Source organism: Candidatus Palauibacter sp. (genome assembly GCF_965208055.1).
Classification (GTDB): Bacteria; Gemmatimonadota; Gemmatimonadetes; order Palauibacterales; family Palauibacteraceae; genus Palauibacter.
On sequence record NZ_CBDBNY010000004.1, the window covers coordinates 3,744,560 to 3,765,065 of the forward strand.

At 70.0% G+C, this 20,506-nt stretch carries 13 protein-coding genes; 5 read left to right on the plus strand and 8 right to left on the minus strand.

Translation table 11 applies throughout. From position 1 onward, the window contains the following. The first annotated feature begins 188 nt into the window (after positions 1-188). Positions 189-911 carry a hypothetical protein gene (locus tag ACOGXI_RS16375; RefSeq protein ID WP_419939878.1) on the plus strand — a complete coding sequence of 241 codons (723 nt, stop codon included), beginning with the start codon at positions 189-191 and terminating at the stop codon, positions 909-911. Positions 912-920: 9 nt separating this feature from the next. Here ACOGXI_RS16375 and ACOGXI_RS16380 read toward each other — a convergent pair whose 3' ends face one another. The 7 genes from ACOGXI_RS16380 to ACOGXI_RS16410 all read right to left on the minus strand — a co-directional run bounded on the left by ACOGXI_RS16380 (position 921) and on the right by ACOGXI_RS16410 (position 11,602). Then, positions 921-3,635, minus strand: a complete 2,715-nt coding sequence (locus ACOGXI_RS16380) for a hypothetical protein (protein ID WP_419939879.1) — start codon at positions 3,633-3,635, stop codon at positions 921-923. Further along, positions 3,632-4,600 carry a hypothetical protein gene (locus tag ACOGXI_RS16385; RefSeq protein ID WP_419939880.1) on the minus strand — a complete coding sequence of 323 codons (969 nt, stop codon included), beginning with the start codon at positions 4,598-4,600 and terminating at the stop codon, positions 3,632-3,634. The genes ACOGXI_RS16380 and ACOGXI_RS16385 overlap by 4 nt, the downstream gene beginning before the upstream one ends. A 19-nt stretch (positions 4,601-4,619) precedes the next feature. Next, positions 4,620-7,793 (minus strand): WD40/YVTN/BNR-like repeat-containing protein, encoded by a 3,174-nt coding sequence (locus ACOGXI_RS16390; protein ID WP_419939881.1) that lies wholly within the window; start codon positions 7,791-7,793, stop codon positions 4,620-4,622. 175 nt (positions 7,794-7,968) lie between these two features. Next, the gene (locus tag ACOGXI_RS16395) at positions 7,969-8,247 is read right to left on the minus strand and encodes a BrnA antitoxin family protein (protein ID WP_419939882.1); all 279 of its coding nucleotides are present in this window, start codon (positions 8,245-8,247) and stop codon (positions 7,969-7,971) included. 502 nt (positions 8,248-8,749) lie between these two features. After that, positions 8,750-10,138 (minus strand): NAD(P)(+) transhydrogenase (Re/Si-specific) subunit beta, encoded by a 1,389-nt coding sequence (locus tag ACOGXI_RS16400; RefSeq protein ID WP_419940233.1) that lies wholly within the window; start codon positions 10,136-10,138, stop codon positions 8,750-8,752. Between the two features lie 8 nt (positions 10,139-10,146). Next, positions 10,147-10,440, minus strand: a complete 294-nt coding sequence (locus ACOGXI_RS16405; protein ID WP_419939883.1) for an NAD(P) transhydrogenase subunit alpha — start codon at positions 10,438-10,440, stop codon at positions 10,147-10,149. A gap of 22 nt (positions 10,441-10,462) precedes the next feature. Then, positions 10,463-11,602, minus strand: a complete 1,140-nt coding sequence (locus ACOGXI_RS16410) for a Re/Si-specific NAD(P)(+) transhydrogenase subunit alpha (RefSeq protein ID WP_419939884.1) — start codon at positions 11,600-11,602, stop codon at positions 10,463-10,465. Between the two features lie 203 nt (positions 11,603-11,805). Here ACOGXI_RS16410 and ACOGXI_RS16415 point away from each other — a divergent pair, with 203 nt between their 5' ends. The 4 genes from ACOGXI_RS16415 (at position 11,806) to ACOGXI_RS16430 (ending at position 19,271) form a co-directional block, all read left to right on the plus strand. Further along, the gene (locus tag ACOGXI_RS16415) at positions 11,806-12,387 is read left to right on the plus strand and encodes a hypothetical protein (protein WP_419939885.1); all 582 of its coding nucleotides are present in this window, start codon (positions 11,806-11,808) and stop codon (positions 12,385-12,387) included. A 25-nt stretch (positions 12,388-12,412) separates the two neighbouring features. After that, complete coding sequence (locus ACOGXI_RS16420; RefSeq protein WP_419939886.1) at positions 12,413-13,108, plus strand: hypothetical protein; 696 nt, start codon at positions 12,413-12,415, stop codon at positions 13,106-13,108. Between the two features lie 263 nt (positions 13,109-13,371). Next, a complete protein-coding gene (locus ACOGXI_RS16425; RefSeq protein ID WP_419939887.1) occupies positions 13,372-16,941 on the plus strand; it encodes an FG-GAP-like repeat-containing protein in 3,570 nt (1,189 codons plus the stop codon). Further along, entirely contained in the window at positions 16,938-19,271 is a 2,334-nt protein-coding gene (locus ACOGXI_RS16430; RefSeq protein WP_419939888.1) for a CRTAC1 family protein, read from the plus strand. Before ACOGXI_RS16425 ends, ACOGXI_RS16430 begins: the two co-directional genes overlap by 4 nt. On the opposite strand, the gene ACOGXI_RS16435 is transcribed toward ACOGXI_RS16430, so the two are convergent. Beyond that, positions 19,268-20,458: a helix-turn-helix transcriptional regulator gene (locus ACOGXI_RS16435; protein ID WP_419939889.1), complete on the minus strand. Its 1,191-nt coding sequence runs from the start codon at positions 20,456-20,458 to the stop codon at positions 19,268-19,270. The two genes, ACOGXI_RS16430 and ACOGXI_RS16435, sit on opposite strands and share 4 nt — an antisense overlap. Between the last annotated feature and the right edge of the window lie 48 nt (positions 20,459-20,506).

Consider the following 20,506-nt stretch of genomic DNA (forward strand, 5'->3'; position numbering starts at 1 on the left):
CGGTCAACGGCCCGACGCGTCCAGCGCCGACCCGCGACGCCTTCGCGCAGTGGTACCCTGACACTTCCTCCCGGCGGGGCGCGTAGGCGCGCACAGGCCCCCGCGGCGTCGAGGCGGTGGCCCGGCAGCGCGGGGATACGCGGCCGCGCGGCCTGCCCAACCCTGCGTTCAGCGTCTGGAGGAAAGAGATGTTCCGGAATCGTCGCTCTCTCGGCTGCCCCTCGGGGCGAATCGCCCTCGCGGGCGCCCTATTCGCCGGATTCGTATCGGCCGGCTGCATCTTCGTCGGCGACAGCGAGTCGCGGGACGAAGCGGAGGAAGTGCGGGAAGATCTGCGCGATGCCGCCGACGACTTTTCGGCAAGCATCACCGAAGCCGTGGAAGGGATCGGCGAGCACCTGTCCGATCTCGCCGAGGAAATGGGCGGCGAGGCGCTGGTCGATAACCCGGTCAACTTCCGCGAGTTCTACGATCTGCTGCCCGAGCGGGTGGGGAACCTGAGGCGGACCTCGCGCGAAGGGGCGACCGGCGGCGCTCTGGGGTTCCACATGTCCCAGGCCGAAGCCGAGTACGAGGGGAGTAACGGAGTCGAGGTCGAAGTCACCATCGCCGACATCGGCGCGCTACCGGTGATCGGTTCGGAGAGGTTCATGGAGTGGATCGATCTCTCGATCGAGGAAGAGAGCGACCGGGGCTGGGCGCGCACGATCGAATACGAAGGCTATCCGGCCATGGAGGAGTTCCGGCGCACGCGCGGCGACCGCGGCAGCGCGGAGTTCGTCTGGTTCGTCGAAGGTCGTTTCGTCGTCGCACTGGACGGACGGAACCTGACGATCGACGAACTCCACGAGCTTCGCGACGCGATCGACACCGACGCGCTGGCCGACCTGCGCGACCGGGAAGGGGATTAGCGCGGCGGGTTAGCGCTCCCAGTCCGCGGGGTCGGGGATCCCGCGGCTGACCAGCACCTCCAGGCTGCGGTCGAGGGCCAGCGCGTCCGCCACCGCCCCGGCCAGCCCCGCGGGAGTCGGATCCCGCAGGATCGCGCGCACCTGTCGGGTCGCGGGATCCCGCACGATGGCCGTAGGAACGACAGCGGGACCGGCTGCGGGATCGGCTGCGGGAAGGCCGCCCTCTCCGTTGAGCGTGTCGAGCGTGAACGACCCGCCGGGCCCGGAGAGCGTGAGACTCGCCAGCGCGCCCGCCCACCCGGGTTGGACGGGCACGGCGAAGGCGAAACCCGAGCCGCCGTTCCCGTCGGCGATGCGCCACATGTCGAAGCGCAGCGCGAACAGTTCCTCCCCCGACGCGTTCCGGCCGCGAATACGATAGCTGCCCCGACCGTCTTCAGCCTGCGCCGGCAGAGAGGGCGGCGCGTCGAGGACGAACGCGGGCTCCAGGTAGGGAACGCCTTCTTCGCTGACGCCGCCCCACAGCAGCAGCGTGCGCGCATCGCCGCCGACCGCCCCGTCCGGGGCGGATTCGAGCGGCTCGGTGCGGAGGCGGAAGCGCATCGCGTTGTAGAAGTGATAGTCCCCGATCCAGTGCGGATCGCAGTATCCCATGATGTCGGGCCGGTCCGGCGGGACGAGTTGCCCGCCGTCGCGAAAATCGTATCCCCATGCGCCGATGAACCCACTCCGTTCGGGATACCAGGGATCGAAGCCCGTCGCGCTGCACGGGGCGTGGCTGAGGCTCATGTTGTGCCCGAATTCGTGCCCGACGATGTCGGCTCGATCGTGGCTGGAGAAGCTGGCAAACCCGCCGACGAAGGCCAGGCCCCCGCCGTCGCTGTTCGTCATCGTGCCCATGTAGTGCCCCGTTCCCCCCTCCATGGCGCGTATCGCCGCCGTCTGGCTCAGGAGCGCGCCCTGGCTGTTCGTGGACACCATCACGGGCTCATGCGCCCTGACCGTCATGGCTCCGACCGGGAGCAGCGTATGCGTGTCCCAGAAGAGTTCGTGGTCCGGGGTCAGACTGTTCACGTGGCTCACGATCGAGGCGTCCGGGTCCGACGTGAGCAGGAACGGAATCACCGTGACGTCGAACGTGGGCATCGTCCGGACATCGAAGGCGCGCCGGCCGCTGTCGGGGATCCGCCGCGTGAGTCCCAGAGCCGGGTCCAGCGTGCCGCCGGGATCCGTCTCGACGACGATTTCGAGCCCGGGCTGCACGACCTGCCCGGGAATCACGACGTTCGCGGATGCGGCGAGGTTGCCTTCGTCGATCGCCGTCGGCACGAGGTTCGACTGTGCGGGAATGTCGACGACGTGGGTTTCGGCGCCTTCCACGTAGAACCGGGCCCGGACCTCCGGGAAACTGACGGACGCGCCTTCGGGGGCGGTCAGAAACACGCGCAGGAGCGCGGAATCGCCGGCGACGAGCGGCACGGGAAACTGCGACGACTGTACGGCCTGCGTGAGTACGATCGACGCATCCTGCCCGCACGTGGCGACCCGGTACCTGTACAGCCGCTCCAGCCAGTCCTGGAAGGCGGGTTCAGCGGGCGCGCAGAGCGTCGAGCCTCCCAGGTGGACCTGGGCCAGCCCCCGGATCGACGTCAACGCGGCGGGCAGCGGGCCGGACAGCCCGGCGTTGCCGGACAGGTTCAGTACGCGCAGCGCGGCCAGACGTCCGAACGCCTCCGGCACCGGCCCCTCGAGGTCGTTTTGCATGAGCAGCAGGACCTGCAGCTGTCCGAGGTCCCCGAGTTCGGACGGGATGGGTCCCGCGAGATCGTTGCCGCTCAAGTCCAGCAGACGTGCCGTGCGAAGGTTGCCCAGCGCGGCCGGGATCGGCCCCGTGAATCCGTTGTCGCTGAGATCCAGTTGGTCCAGGAAACCGAAGCCGCCGATCAGCGGCGGAATCTCGCCGTCGAAGCCGTTGTCGCGAAGATCCAGTCGCAGGAGGACCTGCAGGCGGCCCAGTTCGGGCGGGATCGACCCCGCGAGTTCGTTTCGGGACAGGACGAGCGACTGGAGGCGGTCGAGTTCGCCGAGTTCCGGGGGCAGATGTCCCTCGAGTCCGTTGAAGTCGAGGCGTAGCTCCGTCACCCGACCCCCCGCGTCCACCCCCACGCCGTACCACGTGTCCAGCGGGCGACCGGTGAGCCAGTTGTCGTCGTTCGTCCAGCCCTCGCCGCCCGTCGCTTCGTACAGCGCGCGGAGCACGGCATGGTCCGCCGTCAGGAGTTCGGGGACGAGGACGCTGAAGTCCAGCCGGGCCTGAAGCGCGCGGGGATCGCGGGCCCGGATCGTGACCCGCGCTTCGCCCGGCGCGACCCCGGCGACGGTCACGACGGCGCCGGACAGCGAGGCCGACGCGACGCCGGCGTCGGAGGTCTCTACCGAGAACGTCAGGGCGTCCCCGTCCGGATCCGTGAAGTAGGCCGCCGCGTCCACCGTCAGCGTGTCGCCTGCCGCCAGTTCCTGCGCCGGGATCGTGCTCGTCGGCGTCGGCCGGCGGTTGGGCGATGTCGCGGGCGGGGCCGTCGTTTCGTCGCCGCACGCCGCGGCCGACAGGATGACCAGCGCTATCAGGCCGCCAAGCCCGGCAAATCCGCGGAGGCCGCCGAGGCCGCCAGGGTCGGCCGGCGCGTTTCTCCCCTGCATGTGCCGGTTCAGCTGCCGGCTCATCGGGCGACGCGCGACAACTGGCGTTCGAGATCCTCGATCGCGGAGCGCTCGCGGTCGGAACTCTCGATGATGTGGTCCGCGAAATACTCGATGTTGTCCACCGGAGCCTCGCCGGCGAGCGACTTGATCCCGACAGTGGCGACGCCCCCGAGCGCTTCCGCGATCGTGCGCGCCTCGGCCACGAACTGCTGCGCGATGGTCTGGATCATCCCCTCCGCCTGCGCGATCACGACATCCGCCCGCCCCGACAACTCCTCGAGGCGCCGCGACTCCTCGAGGTCCCGGTTGCAGCGGTCCATGACCGCAAGTCTGGCATCGCAGTCGTTGTAGAACTTGCGGAGAGCCGCCGCGCGAAGGTCGAGCTTCTCGAGGGCTTCCGCGAGCTTCGCTTCAAGCCGGTCCGCGATGGGGCTCTGAGTGCGCGCGAGGTCGCTCCCCGGCTCGCCGCGAAGCCGTTCCCGCCAGTACGCGGCGGAGCGCTGGGCCTCATCCGCCGCCTCGGCGAGTTCCGACCGCGCCCGCCCCCACTCCGAGCCCCTCCCCAGCGTCCGTTCGCGGTGTACCTGAATCCGTTCCCGGAACTCGGTCACCGCAAACTCGTGTACGCGCAGGACCGCCCAGGGTTCCGCGTTCCCGTAGGCGGCGATGCCACGTTGCACCGATTTCCGGATCTCCGATCGCCTCCGCCTGGTGGGAGCTTGCTTGCCCTTGGCGACCAGCAGCCAGATCACCCCCACCGCCGCGAAGGTCCCCAAGACCGGACCGGCCCCTCCCGCGACGCCGGCAACGCAGGTTCCGACGAGCACGAGCGGCGCCACACACCCCCACATCGCCTTGAGATCCACATCCCCCGCCGATGTCCGGGACTTGGCGATCTCCGCGTCGAGCCGGCGTTCCGCCTCCCGCGCCTCCCGCTCGAAGCAGCGGCGGGCGAGGGCGTCCATCGAGACGTCGGACGCGCTCAAGAGGCGTCGCCTTCGCGGATCAGCTCGTGGCGCGCGGCGGGGTGCGCACGATGACGCCGGGGACGCCGGCCTCGCGCAGCCGGTTGTTGAAGGCGGCGACGTCCGTGTCGATGATCTGCTGGAGCGCCCCCAGCCACTCGCCGAGTTCGGCCTCGAGTTCGTCGGCCCGGACGGCCGCCACCGCGTTGGGGCGGTCGTAGGTCGACGCGACGTAGCCGTACAGGTTCGCGATCTCGTTGTCGAGCATGGGCGGGAAGTTGAGCATGTCCTGCCCCGACTCGTTCTTCGTCTGGAAGAGCTCTTCCTCGACATCTGTGAGCTTCTCGCCCGCGGCGTCGGCCATCTCCGTGAAGTCGTCGCCGTAGCCGGCCTCCTCCACCGACTGCGCGATGTCGCTCATCTGGGACCGGATGGAACGCGCGTCGCGCACCGCGTCGTGCGACTGCTGCAGCAGGCCGCGCACGCGGACCATCAGGTCGTGCTGGGCCTGCAGGTCGGCCACCGTGACCTGGTCGGCCACCCGCGGGTCGATGTGGAGGGCCAGCGGCTGCGACTGCGTCGCGTCCCCCGCCGTCAGACGCACCTCATAGCGCCCCGGCACCGCGGGCACCCGGCCCGTGAAGCCCCAGATGCGGGCGCCCTGCACGAGGTCGGGTCCTTCGCCCTGAAGGTTCCACACCATGCGGTTGAGTCCGGCGCTCGCCGACAGGCGGCCCGGAGACCAGCTCGACGGACGGCCGATGGCCGCCTTCGCCTCATCGTCCCACGAACCGGGATTCGAGGAGTAGACCCGGACGACCTCGCCCGCGGCGTCCACGATCTCGAGGTTCACCGTCTCCTCCATCCCCTCTCCGAGCGCGAAGTGGATCGGCGCCCCGTTGGGGAAGACGCTCTGGGCGCGCACCGCATCCCCCGGCGCGTAGAGGTGTACGTCGGCCGCGAGCGTGGCCGCCGACATCGTGCGCAGGGGCGAAATGTCGTCGAGGATCCAGAACGACCGGCCCTGCGTCCCCATGACGAGATCGCCCTCGTGCACGAGCATGTCCGTGATCGGCGTGACGGGCAGGTTCTGCTGGAAGCGCTGCCAGTTGCCGCCGCCATCGAAACTGATGTAGAGCCCGTACTCCGTGCCGGCGTAGAGGAGACCTTCCCGCTCCGGGTCCTCGCGCACGACGCGCACGAAGTGGCCGGGCTCGATCCCGTCCGTGGAGAGACGGGTCCAGCTCTCCCCGTAGTCATCCGTGCGCCACATGTAGGGCGTGTCGTCCTGCATCCGGTAGCGGTACACGGCGACGTGCGCCCGCCCCGCGCCGTGCGCCGAGAGGTCGATCATGTTGACGGTCGAGAACTCGGGCAGGTCGCCGGGCGTCACGTCCGCCCAGCTCTCCCCGTCGTCGCGCGAGACGTGGATGAGGCCGTCGTCCGAGCCCGCCCACAGGATGCCCGCCTCGTGCGGCGACTCCTCGAAGGCGAAGATCGTCCCGTACACCTCCACCCCGGTGTTGTCCCACGTGATGCGTCCGCCCGCGTGCTCCATCTTCGTCGTGTCGTTGCGCGTGAGGTCGGGACTGATCGTCTCCCACGAATATCCCGCGTCCCGCGTCCGGTTCACGAACTGTGATGTGTGATAGACGACGTCGGGATTGTGCGGAGAGAGGCGGATCGGGGCGTTCCACTGGAAGCGGTGCCGCAGCGTCTTCGGGGCCTGTCCCAGTTGGAGCTGCGGATAGAGGAGCATCTGCCGTGCGTCGCCGGTCTCCCGGTCCACCCGGTTGATGCTGCCGCCGTAGCAGCCCGCGTACGTCACGTTCGGGTTGCGCGGGTCGATCGCGATGTGCCCGCTCTCGCAGCCACCGACCGCGGCCCAGTGCTGCGGCGCCTGAACCGCCGGCATCCCGCGGCTCGGCACCATGATCGTCGAGTTGTCCTGCTGCGAGCCGTACACGCGGTAGGGGAACTGGTCGTCGACGAACACGCGGTACATCTCGGCCGTGACCTGGTTGTAGTAGGTGGACCAGCTCTCCGCGCCGGTCGTCGTCACCTGCCCGCCGCCGTCGTTCGCCACGACCTGGAAGTCGGGGTTCTCGTAGTTGATCCACAGGTCGTGCACGTCCCCGTGCGGGACGCCGTAGCTCTGCCACGTCACGCCCCCGTCGATGGACTTGTTGTACCCGACATTGAGGGCGTACACCGTGTTCTCGTCCACCGGATCGGCGTAGATGTGCGTGTAGTACCACGCCCGCTGCTGCAGCCCGCGGTCCTCGTTCACCCGCTGCCAGGAGTCGCCCCCGTCATCGGAGCGATAGACGCCGCCCCGGTCGTTGGGCGCCTCGATGAGGACCCAGACGCGGTCGGGGTTGGCGCGGGAGACGGTGACGGCGGCCTTTCCGACGAGGCCCGTGGGGAGGCCGCCCTCGAGCCGGTTCCACGTGTCGCCGCCGTCCGTCGAGCGGAAGATGCCGGATTCCTCGGAACCGGAGATCGCGGTCCACGGCTTGCGCTCGCCCCGCCACGCCGCCGCGAAGATGATGCGGGGATTCCCCGGATTCAGCGCGAGGTCGACGACGCCCGTGCTGTCGGAGATCGCGAGGATGTGGTCCCACGTGTCGCCGCCGTCCGTCGTGCGGAAGACGCCGCGCTCCGGGTTGGGGCCGAAGGGGTCGCCCATCGCGGCCACGAAGGCGACGTCCGCATCGCGCGGATGGACCTCGATGCGGCCGATCTGTCCCGCGTTCGGGAGTCCGATGTGGGTCCAGGAATCGCCGCCGTCCGTGCTGCGGTAGATGCCGATTCCCTTGGAGATGTTGCCGCGGATGCAGGCGGAGCCGGTGCCCACGTAGATGACGTTCGCGTCGCTGTCCGCCACGTCGATCGCCCCGATGGAGCCCGTCTCGATGTAGCCGTCGGAGATGTTGAGCCAGTTGAGGCCGGCGTCGTCCGTGCGCCACACGCCGCCTCCGGTGGCGCCCATGAAATATGTGAGCGGCTGCTCGGTGATCCCCGCCACGGCCGTGCTTCGCCCCCCCCGCGGCGGCCCGATGGAGCGGAAACTGAGTCCCGCCACGTCGGCGGAATCGAACACCACCGCTTCCTGGGCGGCGAGCGCCGTGGGCGCGACGGCGAGATCCACCGCGACGAACGCGGTCAGGGCGAGGGTGAGCGTGGTCGGCGTGACGATGGCCAGCTTGCGCATGGGGTTCCAACTCCTGTTCCGGCGACACGTTGATTCCGGCGACCCGTTGCTTCGTTGCTTCGCTGTTTCGCTGCGGTCGTTGGCGGACCTCGCGGACGCCAGACCCGGTCGGACCGCGGCCCGCCAACGTAGATGGACAATGCCCACCGCGACAATCACGAAGGGCGGTGGACGGCTATCCCCCGGTGTCGTCGGAGTTCCGCGTGCGGTGCCGCACGTAGCTCTCGAGTACGCGGTTCATTCGCGTCTGGTAGCCCTTCCCCGGAGCCTTGAAATAGGCCAGCACGGAGCGCTTGACGCGCATGGTGATCTGGTCCGTCCGATCCGGCTCGACGAGCTCCGCCCGCTCCCAGAACTCCTCGTCCAGTTCAGGGATGTCGCTGAAGTCGATCCTCTCGTCCTTCACTGCCGCGATCTGCTCGGGAGAGAGGGGCCTATCGTAGCGTCCACTCATGGTAGACTCTCCTTCAGACGGACACGCCCACGGCGCTCGGTGTGGGCAACCACGATCACCGCTCCGGGCTCCACGCGCCCAATACTGATGTGCCGGTCCTCGCCGTAGTCCTTGCGACGGTCGAGCGATGTTGCGACGGCCCCCTCAAATGGTCTCGTCCCACTCGAATTCCATCCGATTGATGGTACATGTAATTTGTAGTTACAGCAACGGAGCCCGCGAGCTCCCGGTTCCTTGAGGCTGTGACGGCATGGTGCGATGATGGAGCACCATGAGAATCACACGCGCCTTGAAGAGTCTCGCGCGAGAGCGCGGAGAGACCCTGGGCGCAGTCGCTTCGGCCCTGATTCGGCGAGCGTTGCGACCGCGCCGTAAGGGGACTTCGAATGGGCCGGTGTCCCGGATCAGCGGGTTTCCGGTGGTCGATGTGCCCGGCGACGCCGCTCCGATCACGCCCGAGATGGTGGAGGAGGCGTTGAACGAGACCTGACGCGGCGCGCGATCAGAGCTGCTTCACCTCCTCCGTGATGCGGGCGAGAGCGTCGGAGGCGTCTCCGAAGAACATGCGGTTGTTCCGCAGGTAGAAGAGCGGGTTGTCGATCCCGGCGTACCCCACCGACAGCGAGCGCTTGATGACGATGCACGTCTTCGCCCGGTCCGTCTCGATGATCGGCATGCCCCCGATCGGGCTCGAGGGGTCGTCGCGCGCGAGCGGGTTCACCACGTCGTTCGCCCCCACGACCACGGCCACGTCGATGTTCTCCATGTCGGGGTTCACGTCCTCGGGCTCGCAGAGCTGCTCGTAGGGCACGTTCGCCTCGGCGAGGAGGACGTTCATGTGGCCCGGCATCCGCCCCGCCACCGGGTGCACGCAGTAGCGCACGGACACGCCGCGCTCCGTCAGCAGGTCGGCCAGTTCGCGCACGCGGTGCTGCGCCTGCGCCACCGCGAGACCGTAGCCGGGGACGAAGATGACCTGTGAGGCGTAACCGAGAACCATGGCGGAGTCCTCGGCATCGATCGGCGTCGCCACCCGGTCGCCGTCCGCGGCGCGCACCGCCGTCGCCGCCCCCGTGCCGAAGGCGCTGAACAGGACGTTCGCCAGCGAGCGGTTCATCGCCCGGCACATGATGCCGGTGAGGATGAGTCCCGAGGCGCCGACCAGCGCCCCGGAGATGATGAGCGCGTTGTTCTCCAGCACGAACCCGGCCGAAGCCGCCGCCAGCCCCGAGTAGGAGTTGAGCAGCGCCACCACGACCGGCATGTCCGCGCCCCCGATCGGGATCACGAACAGGACGCCGAGGATGAGGGCCGCCGCGATGAGACCCCAGTAGAAGAGGAGGTTCGACTCGAAGCCGATCAGGTAGACGGCCAGGACCAGGGCGAACGCAAGGAGAAACCCGGCGGAGAACTTCACGAGCGGATTCGAGATCGCGTTGCCGGTCACGAACCCCTGCAGCTTCCCGAACGCGATCAAGCTGCCGGAGAAGGTGACGGCGCCGATCAGCGTCCCGACCATGATCGACACGCCGGAGTCGATGGCGAGCGTCTCCGTGCCGCTCACGCGCAGGTATTCTCCGACCGCGACGAGACCGGACGCGGCCCCCCCGAACCCGTTGAAGACCGCCACCATCTCCGGCATGGCGGTCATCTTCACCGTCCGGGCCATGACGCCGCCGATCAGCCCCCCGATGGCGAGGCCGGCGACGATCCAGGTGTATTCCAGGCCGCTCTCGAGCAGCGTCGCGACGACCGCGAGCAGCATGCCGACCGCGGCGAGCCGGTTGCCGCCCGCCGCCGTAGCCGGATGGCTGAGCCGCTTGATGCCGAGGATGAAGAGCACGGCGGACGCCAGGTAGGCGAGCGGAATGATCGTCGAGAATCCTGACATTTCCATCGCTAGCTCGCGTCCTTGCTCTTGAACATCTGGAGCATGCGGTCGGTGACGAGAAAGCCGCCGACGACGTTGATCGTGGCGAGGATCAGCGCCGCCAGCCCGATCCACCGCATGAGATGCCCGTCGCCGGCGCGTCCGATCACGAGCAGCGCGCCCACGATCGAGATCCCGGAGATCGCGTTCGATCCCGACATCAGCGGAGTGTGCAGCGTGGGTGGCACCTTCGTGATGAGTTCGAAGCCCACGAACATCGCGAGCACGAAGACGTACAGTCCGATCAGCAGCGTTCCTTCCATCAGGCAGGCCTCGTGTGAGGAGTCATGCGCCGAACCGGACCTCTCCCGCGTGCGTCACGCAGCAGGGTCCGATCACATCATCGTCCAGGTCCACCACGACCCCGTCCTCCCCGAACATCGGCTTCACGAGCGCGGAGAGGTTGCGGCCGAGCAGCTGGCTGGCGTGGTAGGGGAGCGAGCCCGGCACGTTGAGCGGGGCGTGGATCGTCACGCCGCGTTCGACGACCGTCTCTCCGGGCGCCGACAGCGAGCAGTTGCCACCGGCCTCCCCCGCGAGATCGACGACCACCGAGCCCACCTTCATCCGGTCCACCATGTCGTCGGTGATCAGCACGGGCGCCCGGCGTCCCGGCACCAGCGCCGTCGTGATGACGACGTCCGCCCGCGCCACGTGCTGCGCGAGCAGTTCACGCTGCCGCGCCTGCTCCGCCTCCTCGAGTGCCTTCGCGTAACCGCCCTCGGTCTCCGCGTCGGCGGCCGCGCCCCCGGCGCCCCCCGTGCCCTCATCGAGGTCCACGAACTTCGCGCCGAGGCTCTCGACTTCCTCGCGCACGGCGGCGCGGATGTCGTAGCCCCAGGTGTCGGCGCCGAGCCGGCGGGCCGTCGCGATCGCCTGCAGCCCGGCGACCCCCGCCCCCAGCACGAGGACGCGCGCCGGGGAGAGCGTCCCCGCCGCCGTCATGAGGAGAGGAAAGATGCGTCCGAGCGAGTTCGCGCCGAGGAGGACGGCCTTGTACCCCGCCAGGTTGCTCTGCGACGAGAGGGCGTCCATCGACTGCGCGCGCGTGATTCTCGGGACCAGTTCCAACGCCAGCGCCGTCACCCCGCCCCCGGCGAGGCGCTCGATCAGCGCCGCGTTCTCGTGCGGGCGGAGGAGGCACGCGAGGACCACACCCTCCCGGAGTCCGTCCGCCTCGTCCCCGGAGGGCGGAGCGACCTTGAACACGACATCGGCCTCGCCCAGAAGCCGGCCGGCATCAGCGACGACCTCAACACCCACATCCTCGTAGGCCGCGTCGGGGAAGCCGGCTGCCCGTCCCGCTCCCGTCTCGATGGCGATCGAAACGTCATCGGAGAGCAGGCGCTTCGCCCCGTCCGGCGTGAGGGCGACCCGCGACTCCCCGTCGGCGGTCTCCCGCGGGACACAGATTCGAACGCTCAAGAGCCACTCCCATCGTTCACGGTGTGATCCAGCGCAGGGTTCGGACGCGCGACCGCGATCCGGGCGCGAATCTTGACCGCCCGACCGCCGCGCGCAACGCGGGAGCTCCGGGCCCGTCTCGGCGAGCGCGCCGAGCGCCCTCGATTGCGCCCAGGCGCTGGCGAGTGCCTATTCTTCCAAAGTCCCAGCCCCAGGAGGATCGCATGTTTCGCCGTTCGTTCACCGCCCAGTCCGCGTCGGCCGTCGCGCTGTCGCTTGTTGCCGCCGTGGCGCTCGCCGCCGCTCCGGACGTGGCCGCCCAGGACGCGATTGCGCTCGCCATCGCGCCCATCCCCACGGAAACGGAGCAGGCGACCGCGAAGGTCATCCAGAAGCAGGGGGACGAGTGGGTGACGCTGCGGGAGGGCGCCGGACCGTTCATCTGCATCGCGGATGACCCGGGCGCCGATGGCTTCCACTCCGCCTGCTACCACGAGTCGCTCGAGCCCTACATGGCGCGCGGTCGCGAACTCACGTCGCAGGGCGTCACCGGCCGCGAGAACGTCGAGATGCGGATGGCCGAGATCGAGGCGGGCACGCTGGAGATGCCGAGTTACGCTTTCCTGCACGCGATCTATGCGGGAGAGGGTTGGTCCGGAGACATGGACGCCGTCCTGAGGCATCAGGCCGTCATCTACACGCCCTTCGCCACGGCCGAAGATCTGGGCCTACCCACCAGCGCGACGAGGGGCGCGTGGCTGATGGGCGCCGGCACGGCGAACTCGCACGTCATGATCACGCCCTAGGCGATCCCGGAGCGACGGACGAACCGTGGCTGAAATCACACGACACCAGTTGGGCGCGTTGCTCCTGAGCGCGCTCCGCGACAGGGGACTGGGCGCCCGCGACCTGTTCGAGGGCCGCCAGGAGCCGCTCTCCTGGTTCTTCCGCGCCGTTGCGTACGACCAGTCGGAACTCGACATCCTCGAATCCGGCGCGCTGGATGCGCTCCATGCGCCGTCCGCCATGATCGAACTCGTCATCGACGAGATGTCGCTCGGACTCGCCAACATCGGGATCGAAGGCCTCGGCACCTACCTGGCCGCGTCCGCTGTCCCCGGCCACGAAGCGCCCGAACCGCTCGATGCGCTGGAACTCGATGGCGACGTGATGCTCGGGTACGTCCACATCGACGTCGCGCCTCCCGCCCTCTGGCTGGACGAGCGGGAGTCGAATCCCTCGCGCAACGATGCGCTCGCCACTCGGCTCTCCAGGGTGGCGCAGGAGGTGGGGGCGGTTTCGGACACGGTCGAGGTTCATATCGAGGGCGCCCTCGACCCCGATGGCGGGTGGACCGATCCGAAGGAAAACGTTCGTCCCGCCGGTGTGGCGGTCCACTTCACCTTCGACATCCCGCTCGCCAACACCGGGAAACGGGAACTCGCCGCGATCTTCGCGCGCGCCGCGGACGGTGCCCGCGACGCGGTGGAGGGGATGCGGTCCGTCTTCCGCGGAGACCACGAATAGCCCCCCGCGGCAAAACCCGCTTCCGCGTACTTCCCGCCGCAGCCCTCGCCGCCGGCGTCTTCACCGCCTGCGATGCTTCCGCTCCGCCCGCCTCGATCGACTGGGTCGACGGGGACGGACACCGCGCGCGCCTCCTGTCGTTCCGGGGGGAGCTCGAAGGCGGCTTCACCTCGCTGGCGCCGCGGAGCACGGGCATCGAAGCGGTCCCCACCGTCTCGCGCGAAGCGAGGCTCGCGAACCGAACGCTCATTCACGGCGTCGGCGTGGCGCTCGGGGACGTGGACGGCGACGGCTGGGTCGACCTCTACCTCTGCATGCTGGACCGGCCCAACGTCCTCTACCGCAACCTCGGCGGCTGGCGCTTCGAGGACGTGACGGAGCGTTCCGGAGCCGGCCTCGGGGACCGGCTGTCGCGGGGCGCCGTGCTCGCGGATGCGGACGGCGACGGCGACCTGGACCTCTTCGTGGCCGTGCATGGGGGGACGAACGCGCTCCTCCTGAACGACGGGAGCGGGATCTTCGAGGAAGTCGAAGCGGGCTTCGAGGGCGAATGGGGGAGCAGCACGCTCGCGCTCGCCGACATCGACGGAGACGAGGACCTCGACGCGTACTTCGCCAACTACAAGACGGTCCAGGGCGACGACCTCTTCAGCCCCGCGGAGCGACGGCCGCGCGAGATCGCCGAGCGCATCGGCGACGAGTTCGTGCTCACGCCCCCCTTCGACGAGCACTACCGGCTCGAGGCCGAGGGCCAAGGGGTGCTGCGCTTCGAGCTCGCGGACCCCGACGAACTGTACCTGAACGATGGATCGGGCGGCTTCGCGCCGGTCGACCTCACGGGCGGCGTCTTTCGGGACGCGAACGGCGACCCGATCTCCGGCGTCCCCCGCGACTGGGGGCTCGTCGCGCGCTTCTTCGACGCGGATGACGACGGGGACGCCGACCTCTTCGTCGCCAACGACCTGGGAAGCGAGGACGGGTTCTGGCTCAACGAGGGGGGCGCCTTCACCGCCGCGTCGGGGCGCGCCTTCCGCACCGAGAGCACCTCCTCGATGGGGGTCGACTTCTCCGACATCGATGGAGACGGAGACACGGACTTCGTGACGACGGAGATGCTCTCCGCCGATCCGGTGAGGAGACGGGAGCAGGTCGCCCTCGGCGCGGCCGCATGGACGCCTCCCGGCGGGCACGAGACGCGAGTGTCGGCCGACCGGAACACGCTTCAGCTCAACCGGGGCGACGGGACGTGGGCCGAGACGGCGCGGGCAGCGGGGCTCGCCGCCTCGGAATGGACGTGGGGCGCGATGTTCCTCGACGTCGACCTCGACGGGTACGAAGACCTGCTGATCACGAACGGACACGGATGGGACCAGCTCGACGGGGATACGCAGGAAGCGCTCAGGACCCGCCGCATCCAGGTGGACTGGCGCGAGGAACTCGGCGTGTTTCCGCCGCTCCCGCTGCGGAATCTCGCGTTCCGCAATCTCGGCGACGGTACTTTCGCAGACATGACCCGGGGCTGGGGATACGGGGCGGAGCCGGACGTGAGCCACGGGATCGCGGCGGCGGATTTGGACCGTGACGGCGACCGGGACGTCGTCATCACGCGGCTGGACGAACCGCCTCTCATCCTGCGCAACGATGCCGGGAGGGCGCGGGTCGCCGTGCGCGTGCTCGGTGAGGGCCGCAACACGCAGGCGATCGGCGCGCGCGTCGTGCTCGCCGGCGCGTCCGCGGCGGGTCCGGTCAGGCCGGACCAGACGCGGCAGGTGACCGCGGGCGGCATGTATCTCTCCGGCTCGGACCCGGGGCTCACCTTCGCGATGGGCGACGCCGAGGCCGCCGAGGCGACGATCGTCTGGCCCTCGGGGCGGAGCCGGACCGTCCGCGTGCTCGCGAACCACGCCTACGAAATGGCGCCGCCTCCGGCCGGCGGAACTGACGGAACTGGCGAACCTGGCGGAGCGGGGGAGGGCAGCACGGAAGCCGCGGCGGGGTCGGGCGCTGCCGGTCCGGCGAGCGGCGCGGCGCTTTTCGCGCAGGCGGCGGCGGTCGGATGGCACGGCGAATCGGCCTTCGACGAGCTGGCCCGGCAGCCGCTCGTGCCGTTCGAGCTGTCCCGGGGCGGCCCGGGCGTGGCGTGGGTCGATGCCGATGCGGACGGCGACCCGGACCTGCTCGTCGGGGCGGGGGCGGGAGGCCGCGCCCAGCTCACCGTCAACGAAGCCGGGCGGCTGGCGGACCCCGTGCCCATCGGCGCCCCCGTCGTCGGCGACCACACGTCCATCATCGCGCTTCCCACAGCGGGTCGCCCGGTCATCATCGCGGGCGTCAGCGCCTGGGAAGCCCGCTCGCCCTCCGATCTCGACGCGATTCCGCCCCTCGCCCGCCTCGACGCTCGCCTCGATGCCGGCCTCGACGCGGGCGGCGGGCCGGCGGTCCCGCCGAGCCCCCATGCGACGGGGCCCCTGGCGGCCGCCGATGTCGACGGAGACGGCGACCTCGACCTCTTCGCCGGCGCCCGCGCGACACCTGGCGCCTACCCCCTGCCCGCCGACTCGAGGCTGCTTCTCGCCGACGGGGGCGACGGCGCCGACCGGGTCGCCGACTGGGCCCTCGACACGGAAGCTGCCCAGACGCTGCGGCGGATCGGTCTCGTCTCCGGGGCCGTGTTCTCCGATGTCGACGGAGACGGCGATCCCGATCTCATCCTCGCCCTGGAGTGGGGCCCCGTGCGACTGCTTGAGAACGACGGCGGGCGCTTCAGCGACGCGACGGATGCCTGGGGTCTGGGCGCGCACACCGGCCGCTGGAACGGCATCGCGACGGGCGATTTCAACGGAGATGGCCGCCCGGACCTTGTGGTGACGGCATGGGGAACGAACACCGGGCGTTTCGCGAGCGCCGAGCGGCCGGTCGGCGTCGTCGCGTCCGACTTCGACGGGAACGGGCTCGTCGACCTCATCGAGTTCGAGACCGGCGCGGACGGCGTCCAGCGGCCCGTGCGCGACTATCTCACGCTCGGCGCCACGCTCCCCTTCCTGCGGCGGGCCGCACCGACGTTCGAGGCCTTCGCCCGAAGTTCCGTCGACGACCTCCTCGGAACGGGACGCACGGGACTCTACCGGACGAGTGCCGTGACGCTCCTCCACACGGTGTTTCTCAACGTCGGGGGGCGGTTCGAGGCGCGCCCGCTGCCGGCGGCCGCCCAACTCGCCCCCGCCTTCGGCGTCGTGGTGGCGGACTTCGACCGGGACGGCCGCGAGGACCTTTTTCTCGCGCAGAATTACTTCGCGACGCCGCGGGGCCTGGGACGCCATGACGCGGGGCGCGGAGCCGTGCTGCTCGGCGACGGAACGGGCGGGTTCAGCGTCCTCGACGCGGTGCGGAGCGGCGTCGAGGTGTACGGCGATGGTCGCGGGGCCGCCGTGGCCGACTTCGATGCCGACGGGCGCTGGGACCTGGCCATCGGGCAGAACGGCGCCGAGACCGTCATCTTCCGGGGGCGGGGCGGATCGCCCGGGCTGCGGGTCCGGCTGTCCGCGGGCGGCGCGACCCCGGGCGGGGCGACTCCGGGTGTCGCCGGCGCGCGGCTGCGTCCGAGATATGCCGATGGAGGCGAGGGTCCCGCTCGGGAAATCCAGTTCGGGAGCGGATACTGGTCCTTCAACGGGTCCGTGCAGGTGCTGGGGCGCGCGGCGGAGATCCGCGCCCTGACGGTGCGCTGGCCGGACGGCGCCGAGGAAACGTTCCCGGTGGACGCCGGAGCGGTGGAGTCCGCCGCGGGAGCCGGAGCGGTAGAGCTCACCCTGAGAAGAGGCGAAGGCTCATGAAAGCTGGAGACGCGGCGGTCGGGACGCGACGGTGGCGTACCGCGGCGCTCGCGCTGCTCGCCATTGCGCTGCCGGCTGGCTGCGGAGAGCCGGACGCCGGCTCCGCCGGCCGCCCCGGTTCCCCCGATTCCGCCGGTCCCTCGGCCGGGACGCGCGAGATGGCGGCCCGGCTGCTCGCCCTGGCCGATGCGGCGGATCCGCTGCTCGACGAGCAACTCAACACCGCGCGCCTCCGCTACCTCACGAACCTGCCGGCGTCGACCGACGGCGCGGAGATGCTCGTCCGCGCCGCCAACGCCGCGCGGGAACTCCTGAACGCGGGACACACCCAGCCCGCGCTCGAACAGTTCATCTTCGTCGACCAGACGCTGGAAGGGGTCCCGGCCGAGCCGTTCCCCGGCTTCCGCCGCTCCATCGAGGAGCTCATCGGGATCGCCTTCCTGCGCCTCGGCGCCGAGCTTGTCTGCCCCGCCTCCGGACCCGCGGCGGGAACCGTCGAGCCGGCCCTGGAGCGCTCCCCGTGCTGGCCCGCCGTGCCCTCGGCTGCTTCAGGCCCGGTCTCAGACCCGATCTCGGGCCCGGTCTCGGATTCGGCGCGCGCGGCGCTCAACGCGGCGATCGGGTGGCACGGGTCGCTCCTGCAATTGCGTCCCGACGACCTGCGGGCCCGCTGGGTGTTGAACCTCGCCGCGATGACCGCCGGCACGTGGCCCGACAGCGTCCCGCCCGAGTACAGGCTCGAGGGAACCGCCGTGGGCGGGGCCGGAGCGTTCCCCCGCTTCGAGGACGTGGCCACGCGGGTGGGCCTGGACGCGGTCTCTCTCTCCGGGGGCGCCATCGTCGATGACCTTAACGGCGACGGCCTGCCGGACGTGATGACGTCCTCCCGCGGCCTGCTGCACCCCCTCCGCTACTTCGAGAGCGATGGCGCGGGCGGCTTCGTCGACCGGACAGCCGAGGCGGGGCTCGAGGGCCTCCTGGGCGGGCTCAACCTCGTCCACGCCGACTACGACAACGACGGCGACGCGGACATCTTCGTCCTCCGCGGCGGCTGGCTCGTCCAGCCCCTCCCCAACTCGCTGCTGCGCAACGATGGCGGCGTCTTCTCCGACGTCACGCGCGAAGCCGGACTCTATTCCGAGCACCCGACCCAGACCGGCGCGTGGGCCGATTACGACGGCGACGGCTGGCTCGACCTCTTCATCGGCAACGAGTCGAGGGACAGCCTCGCGCACCGCAGCGAACTCTACCGAAACCGCGGGGACGGGACGTTCGAGGAGATCGCCGCGGACGTCGGCATCGAGGTGATGGACTTCGTGAAGGGCGTCACGTGGGGGGACTACGACAACGATGGCCGCCCCGACCTCTATCTGTCGATCCTCCACGCCTCCAACCGCCTGTACCGGAATCTCGGCCCTGGCGCCGACACCGACGGAGGCTGGGCCTTCGAGGAGGTGGCCGGGCGGGCCGGCGTCGGAGAGCCGCTGGCCAGTTTCCCGACTTGGTTCTGGGATTTCGACAACGACGGCTGGCTGGACATCTACGTCGCGGGCTACGCGGCGCAGACCGCCGACCTCGTGCGCGAGATGACCGGCGAGCCGCACTCCGCCGAGCTACCCCGCCTGTACCGGAACCTGGGGGACGGGACCTTCGCCGACGTCACGGCCGCGCAGGGTCTCGACCGGATCATGTACGCGATGGGATCGAACTACGGCGATCTCGACAGCGACGGCTGGCTCGACTTCCTCGTCGGCACGGGCGACCCCGACCTCCGGCAGTTGATGCCGAACCGGATGTTCCGCAACCTCGGCGACCGCTTCGAGGAGATCACCGGCGCGGGCGGGTTCGGGAGCCTGCACAAGGGACACGGCGTCTCCTTCGTGGACATCGACAACGACGGCGACACCGACGTCCACATCCAGCTCGGGGGGGCCAACGAGGGGGACCTCTCCCCGAACGCCCTGTACGAGAACCCGGGGTTCGACCACCGCTGGCTCGCGCTCACCCTGGTGGGCGACCGGGCCAACCGCCCCGGAATCGGCGCCCGCATCATCGTGACCGTCGAGGGGCCGGGTGGGGCGGACGGGACGAGACGGATCCACCGCCGAGCCGGCACGGGGGCGAGCTTCGGCTCGAACCCGCTCCGCCAGGAGATCGGGCTGGGCCCGGCGACCCGGATCGAGTCCGTCGAGATCCGCTGGCCGGGCTCGGGTACCGTCGACCGGCTCACCGGCCTCGCCCTCGACCGCGCCTACCGCATCCGCGAGGGGACGGGGATCGCCGAGCCGCTGGAGAGACCCCGGATCCGCCTCGGCGGCGTAAGCTCCTAGGGGGACTCCGCAGGGGCCGACACAGGGGCCGACGCAGGGGCCGACGCAGCGCCGAAGCTCTCCAGAGACAGCACCCGCCGGACCAGGTCCACCTGCCGCTTGACACCCTGTTTGCGGTAAATCTGCTTCAGGTGCCACCGAACGGTTTCTTCCGTCCGCCCCGTTGCCCGCGCGATGTCGCGCACCGTCTGGCCGGCAGCCAGTGCCACGGACAGTTTGCTCTCCACCTGCGTAATGTCCAGGGCCGCCGCCACGTGTGCCGGATCGATCTGAGCCTTGCCGGTGGGATCGACGACGAGGACGACGGCGCCGAGCCCGCGCGTTCTGAAGTGCGGATAGTCATCGCCCACGGGAGTGACGTGCAGAGCCAACCGTTTCGGTGAACTGACCGTCATCGAGCCGGCGAAGCCGAGCACCCCCCAAGGCGGCAGGGCGCGGGCCAGCAGGCGAGACAGTTCGGCGTCCTCCTCCGGCAGCCGGGCACGCAGGAGCCCATCCCGGTCCGCCAGGCCGTCGCCCTGCCGCAGCATCTCCAACGCCCGGTCGTTCGCCGTCGCGATCCGACCGGACCGCTCGAGATGGATGACCCCGACGCGCGGATTGGTCAGAAGGGCGGTCGCGGATGTGCCCGTCACCTCGGCTTCGATCAGCGCGTGGCGCATGATGGCGAACTGGCGGACGTGCGGGTGGAGTTCCCGGAGCAGCCGGATCTGATCGGAAGTCCAGCCTCCGCGCTCGGTGGAATCGCCGAGGCCCCATACGACACCCAGATCGTTCGGGGCGTCCAGCCGCATGTAGAGGCCGTTCTGCGCCCTCGCGTCGGCCAGCGCCTCGTTGTAGGTGCGCGAAGTCTTCTTCTCCGCGTCGGTGTACAGATCTCCCGTGAACACCAGGCGCCCGGGCTCCAGGCGCGCGATGCGGGGGGCGGCTTCGTCTCCGGCCCAGTAATCGTTGAAGTACCTGGACTCCCAGTCCTTGCGGCGGCGTCCGGCGAGGCAGATCCGCGTAAGGAGGACTGCCGGATGGGTCCCCTGCCTCTCATGGAGCGTCAGGGCGCTGCCGCTCGTGCGATTGATCTCGCCGATCGTGCGATCCGCCTCGGGCCACCGCGCTTCGTCGAGCGCGGCCTCATGCAACGACGCCACGATGCGTTCGAGCGGACCCGCCGAAGACTCGTTCTGCTTCATTCGGCAATCATACGGTCACGAAAAAGGGCAAAGCAAGTGTCCAATTGA

Coding starts and splice junctions, on each gene's coding strand:
- ACOGXI_RS16395 (WP_419939882.1), bottom strand. CDS start 8,247: ATGAGTGGACGCTACGATAGGCCCCTCTCTCCCGAGCAGATCGCGGCA.
- ACOGXI_RS16435 (WP_419939889.1), bottom strand. CDS start 20,458: ATGAAGCAGAACGAGTCTTCGGCGGGTCCGCTCGAACGCATCGTGGCG.
- ACOGXI_RS16405 (WP_419939883.1), bottom strand. CDS start 10,440: ATGGAAGGAACGCTGCTGATCGGACTGTACGTCTTCGTGCTCGCGATG.
- ACOGXI_RS16415 (WP_419939885.1), top strand. CDS start 11,806: ATGTTTCGCCGTTCGTTCACCGCCCAGTCCGCGTCGGCCGTCGCGCTG.
- ACOGXI_RS16390 (WP_419939881.1), bottom strand. CDS start 7,793: ATGCGCAAGCTGGCCATCGTCACGCCGACCACGCTCACCCTCGCCCTG.
- ACOGXI_RS16400 (WP_419940233.1), bottom strand. CDS start 10,138: ATGTCAGGATTCTCGACGATCATTCCGCTCGCCTACCTGGCGTCCGCC.
- ACOGXI_RS16375 (WP_419939878.1), top strand. CDS start 189: ATGTTCCGGAATCGTCGCTCTCTCGGCTGCCCCTCGGGGCGAATCGCC.
- ACOGXI_RS16380 (WP_419939879.1), bottom strand. CDS start 3,635: ATGAGCCGGCAGCTGAACCGGCACATGCAGGGGAGAAACGCGCCGGCC.
- ACOGXI_RS16430 (WP_419939888.1), top strand. CDS start 16,938: ATGAAAGCTGGAGACGCGGCGGTCGGGACGCGACGGTGGCGTACCGCG.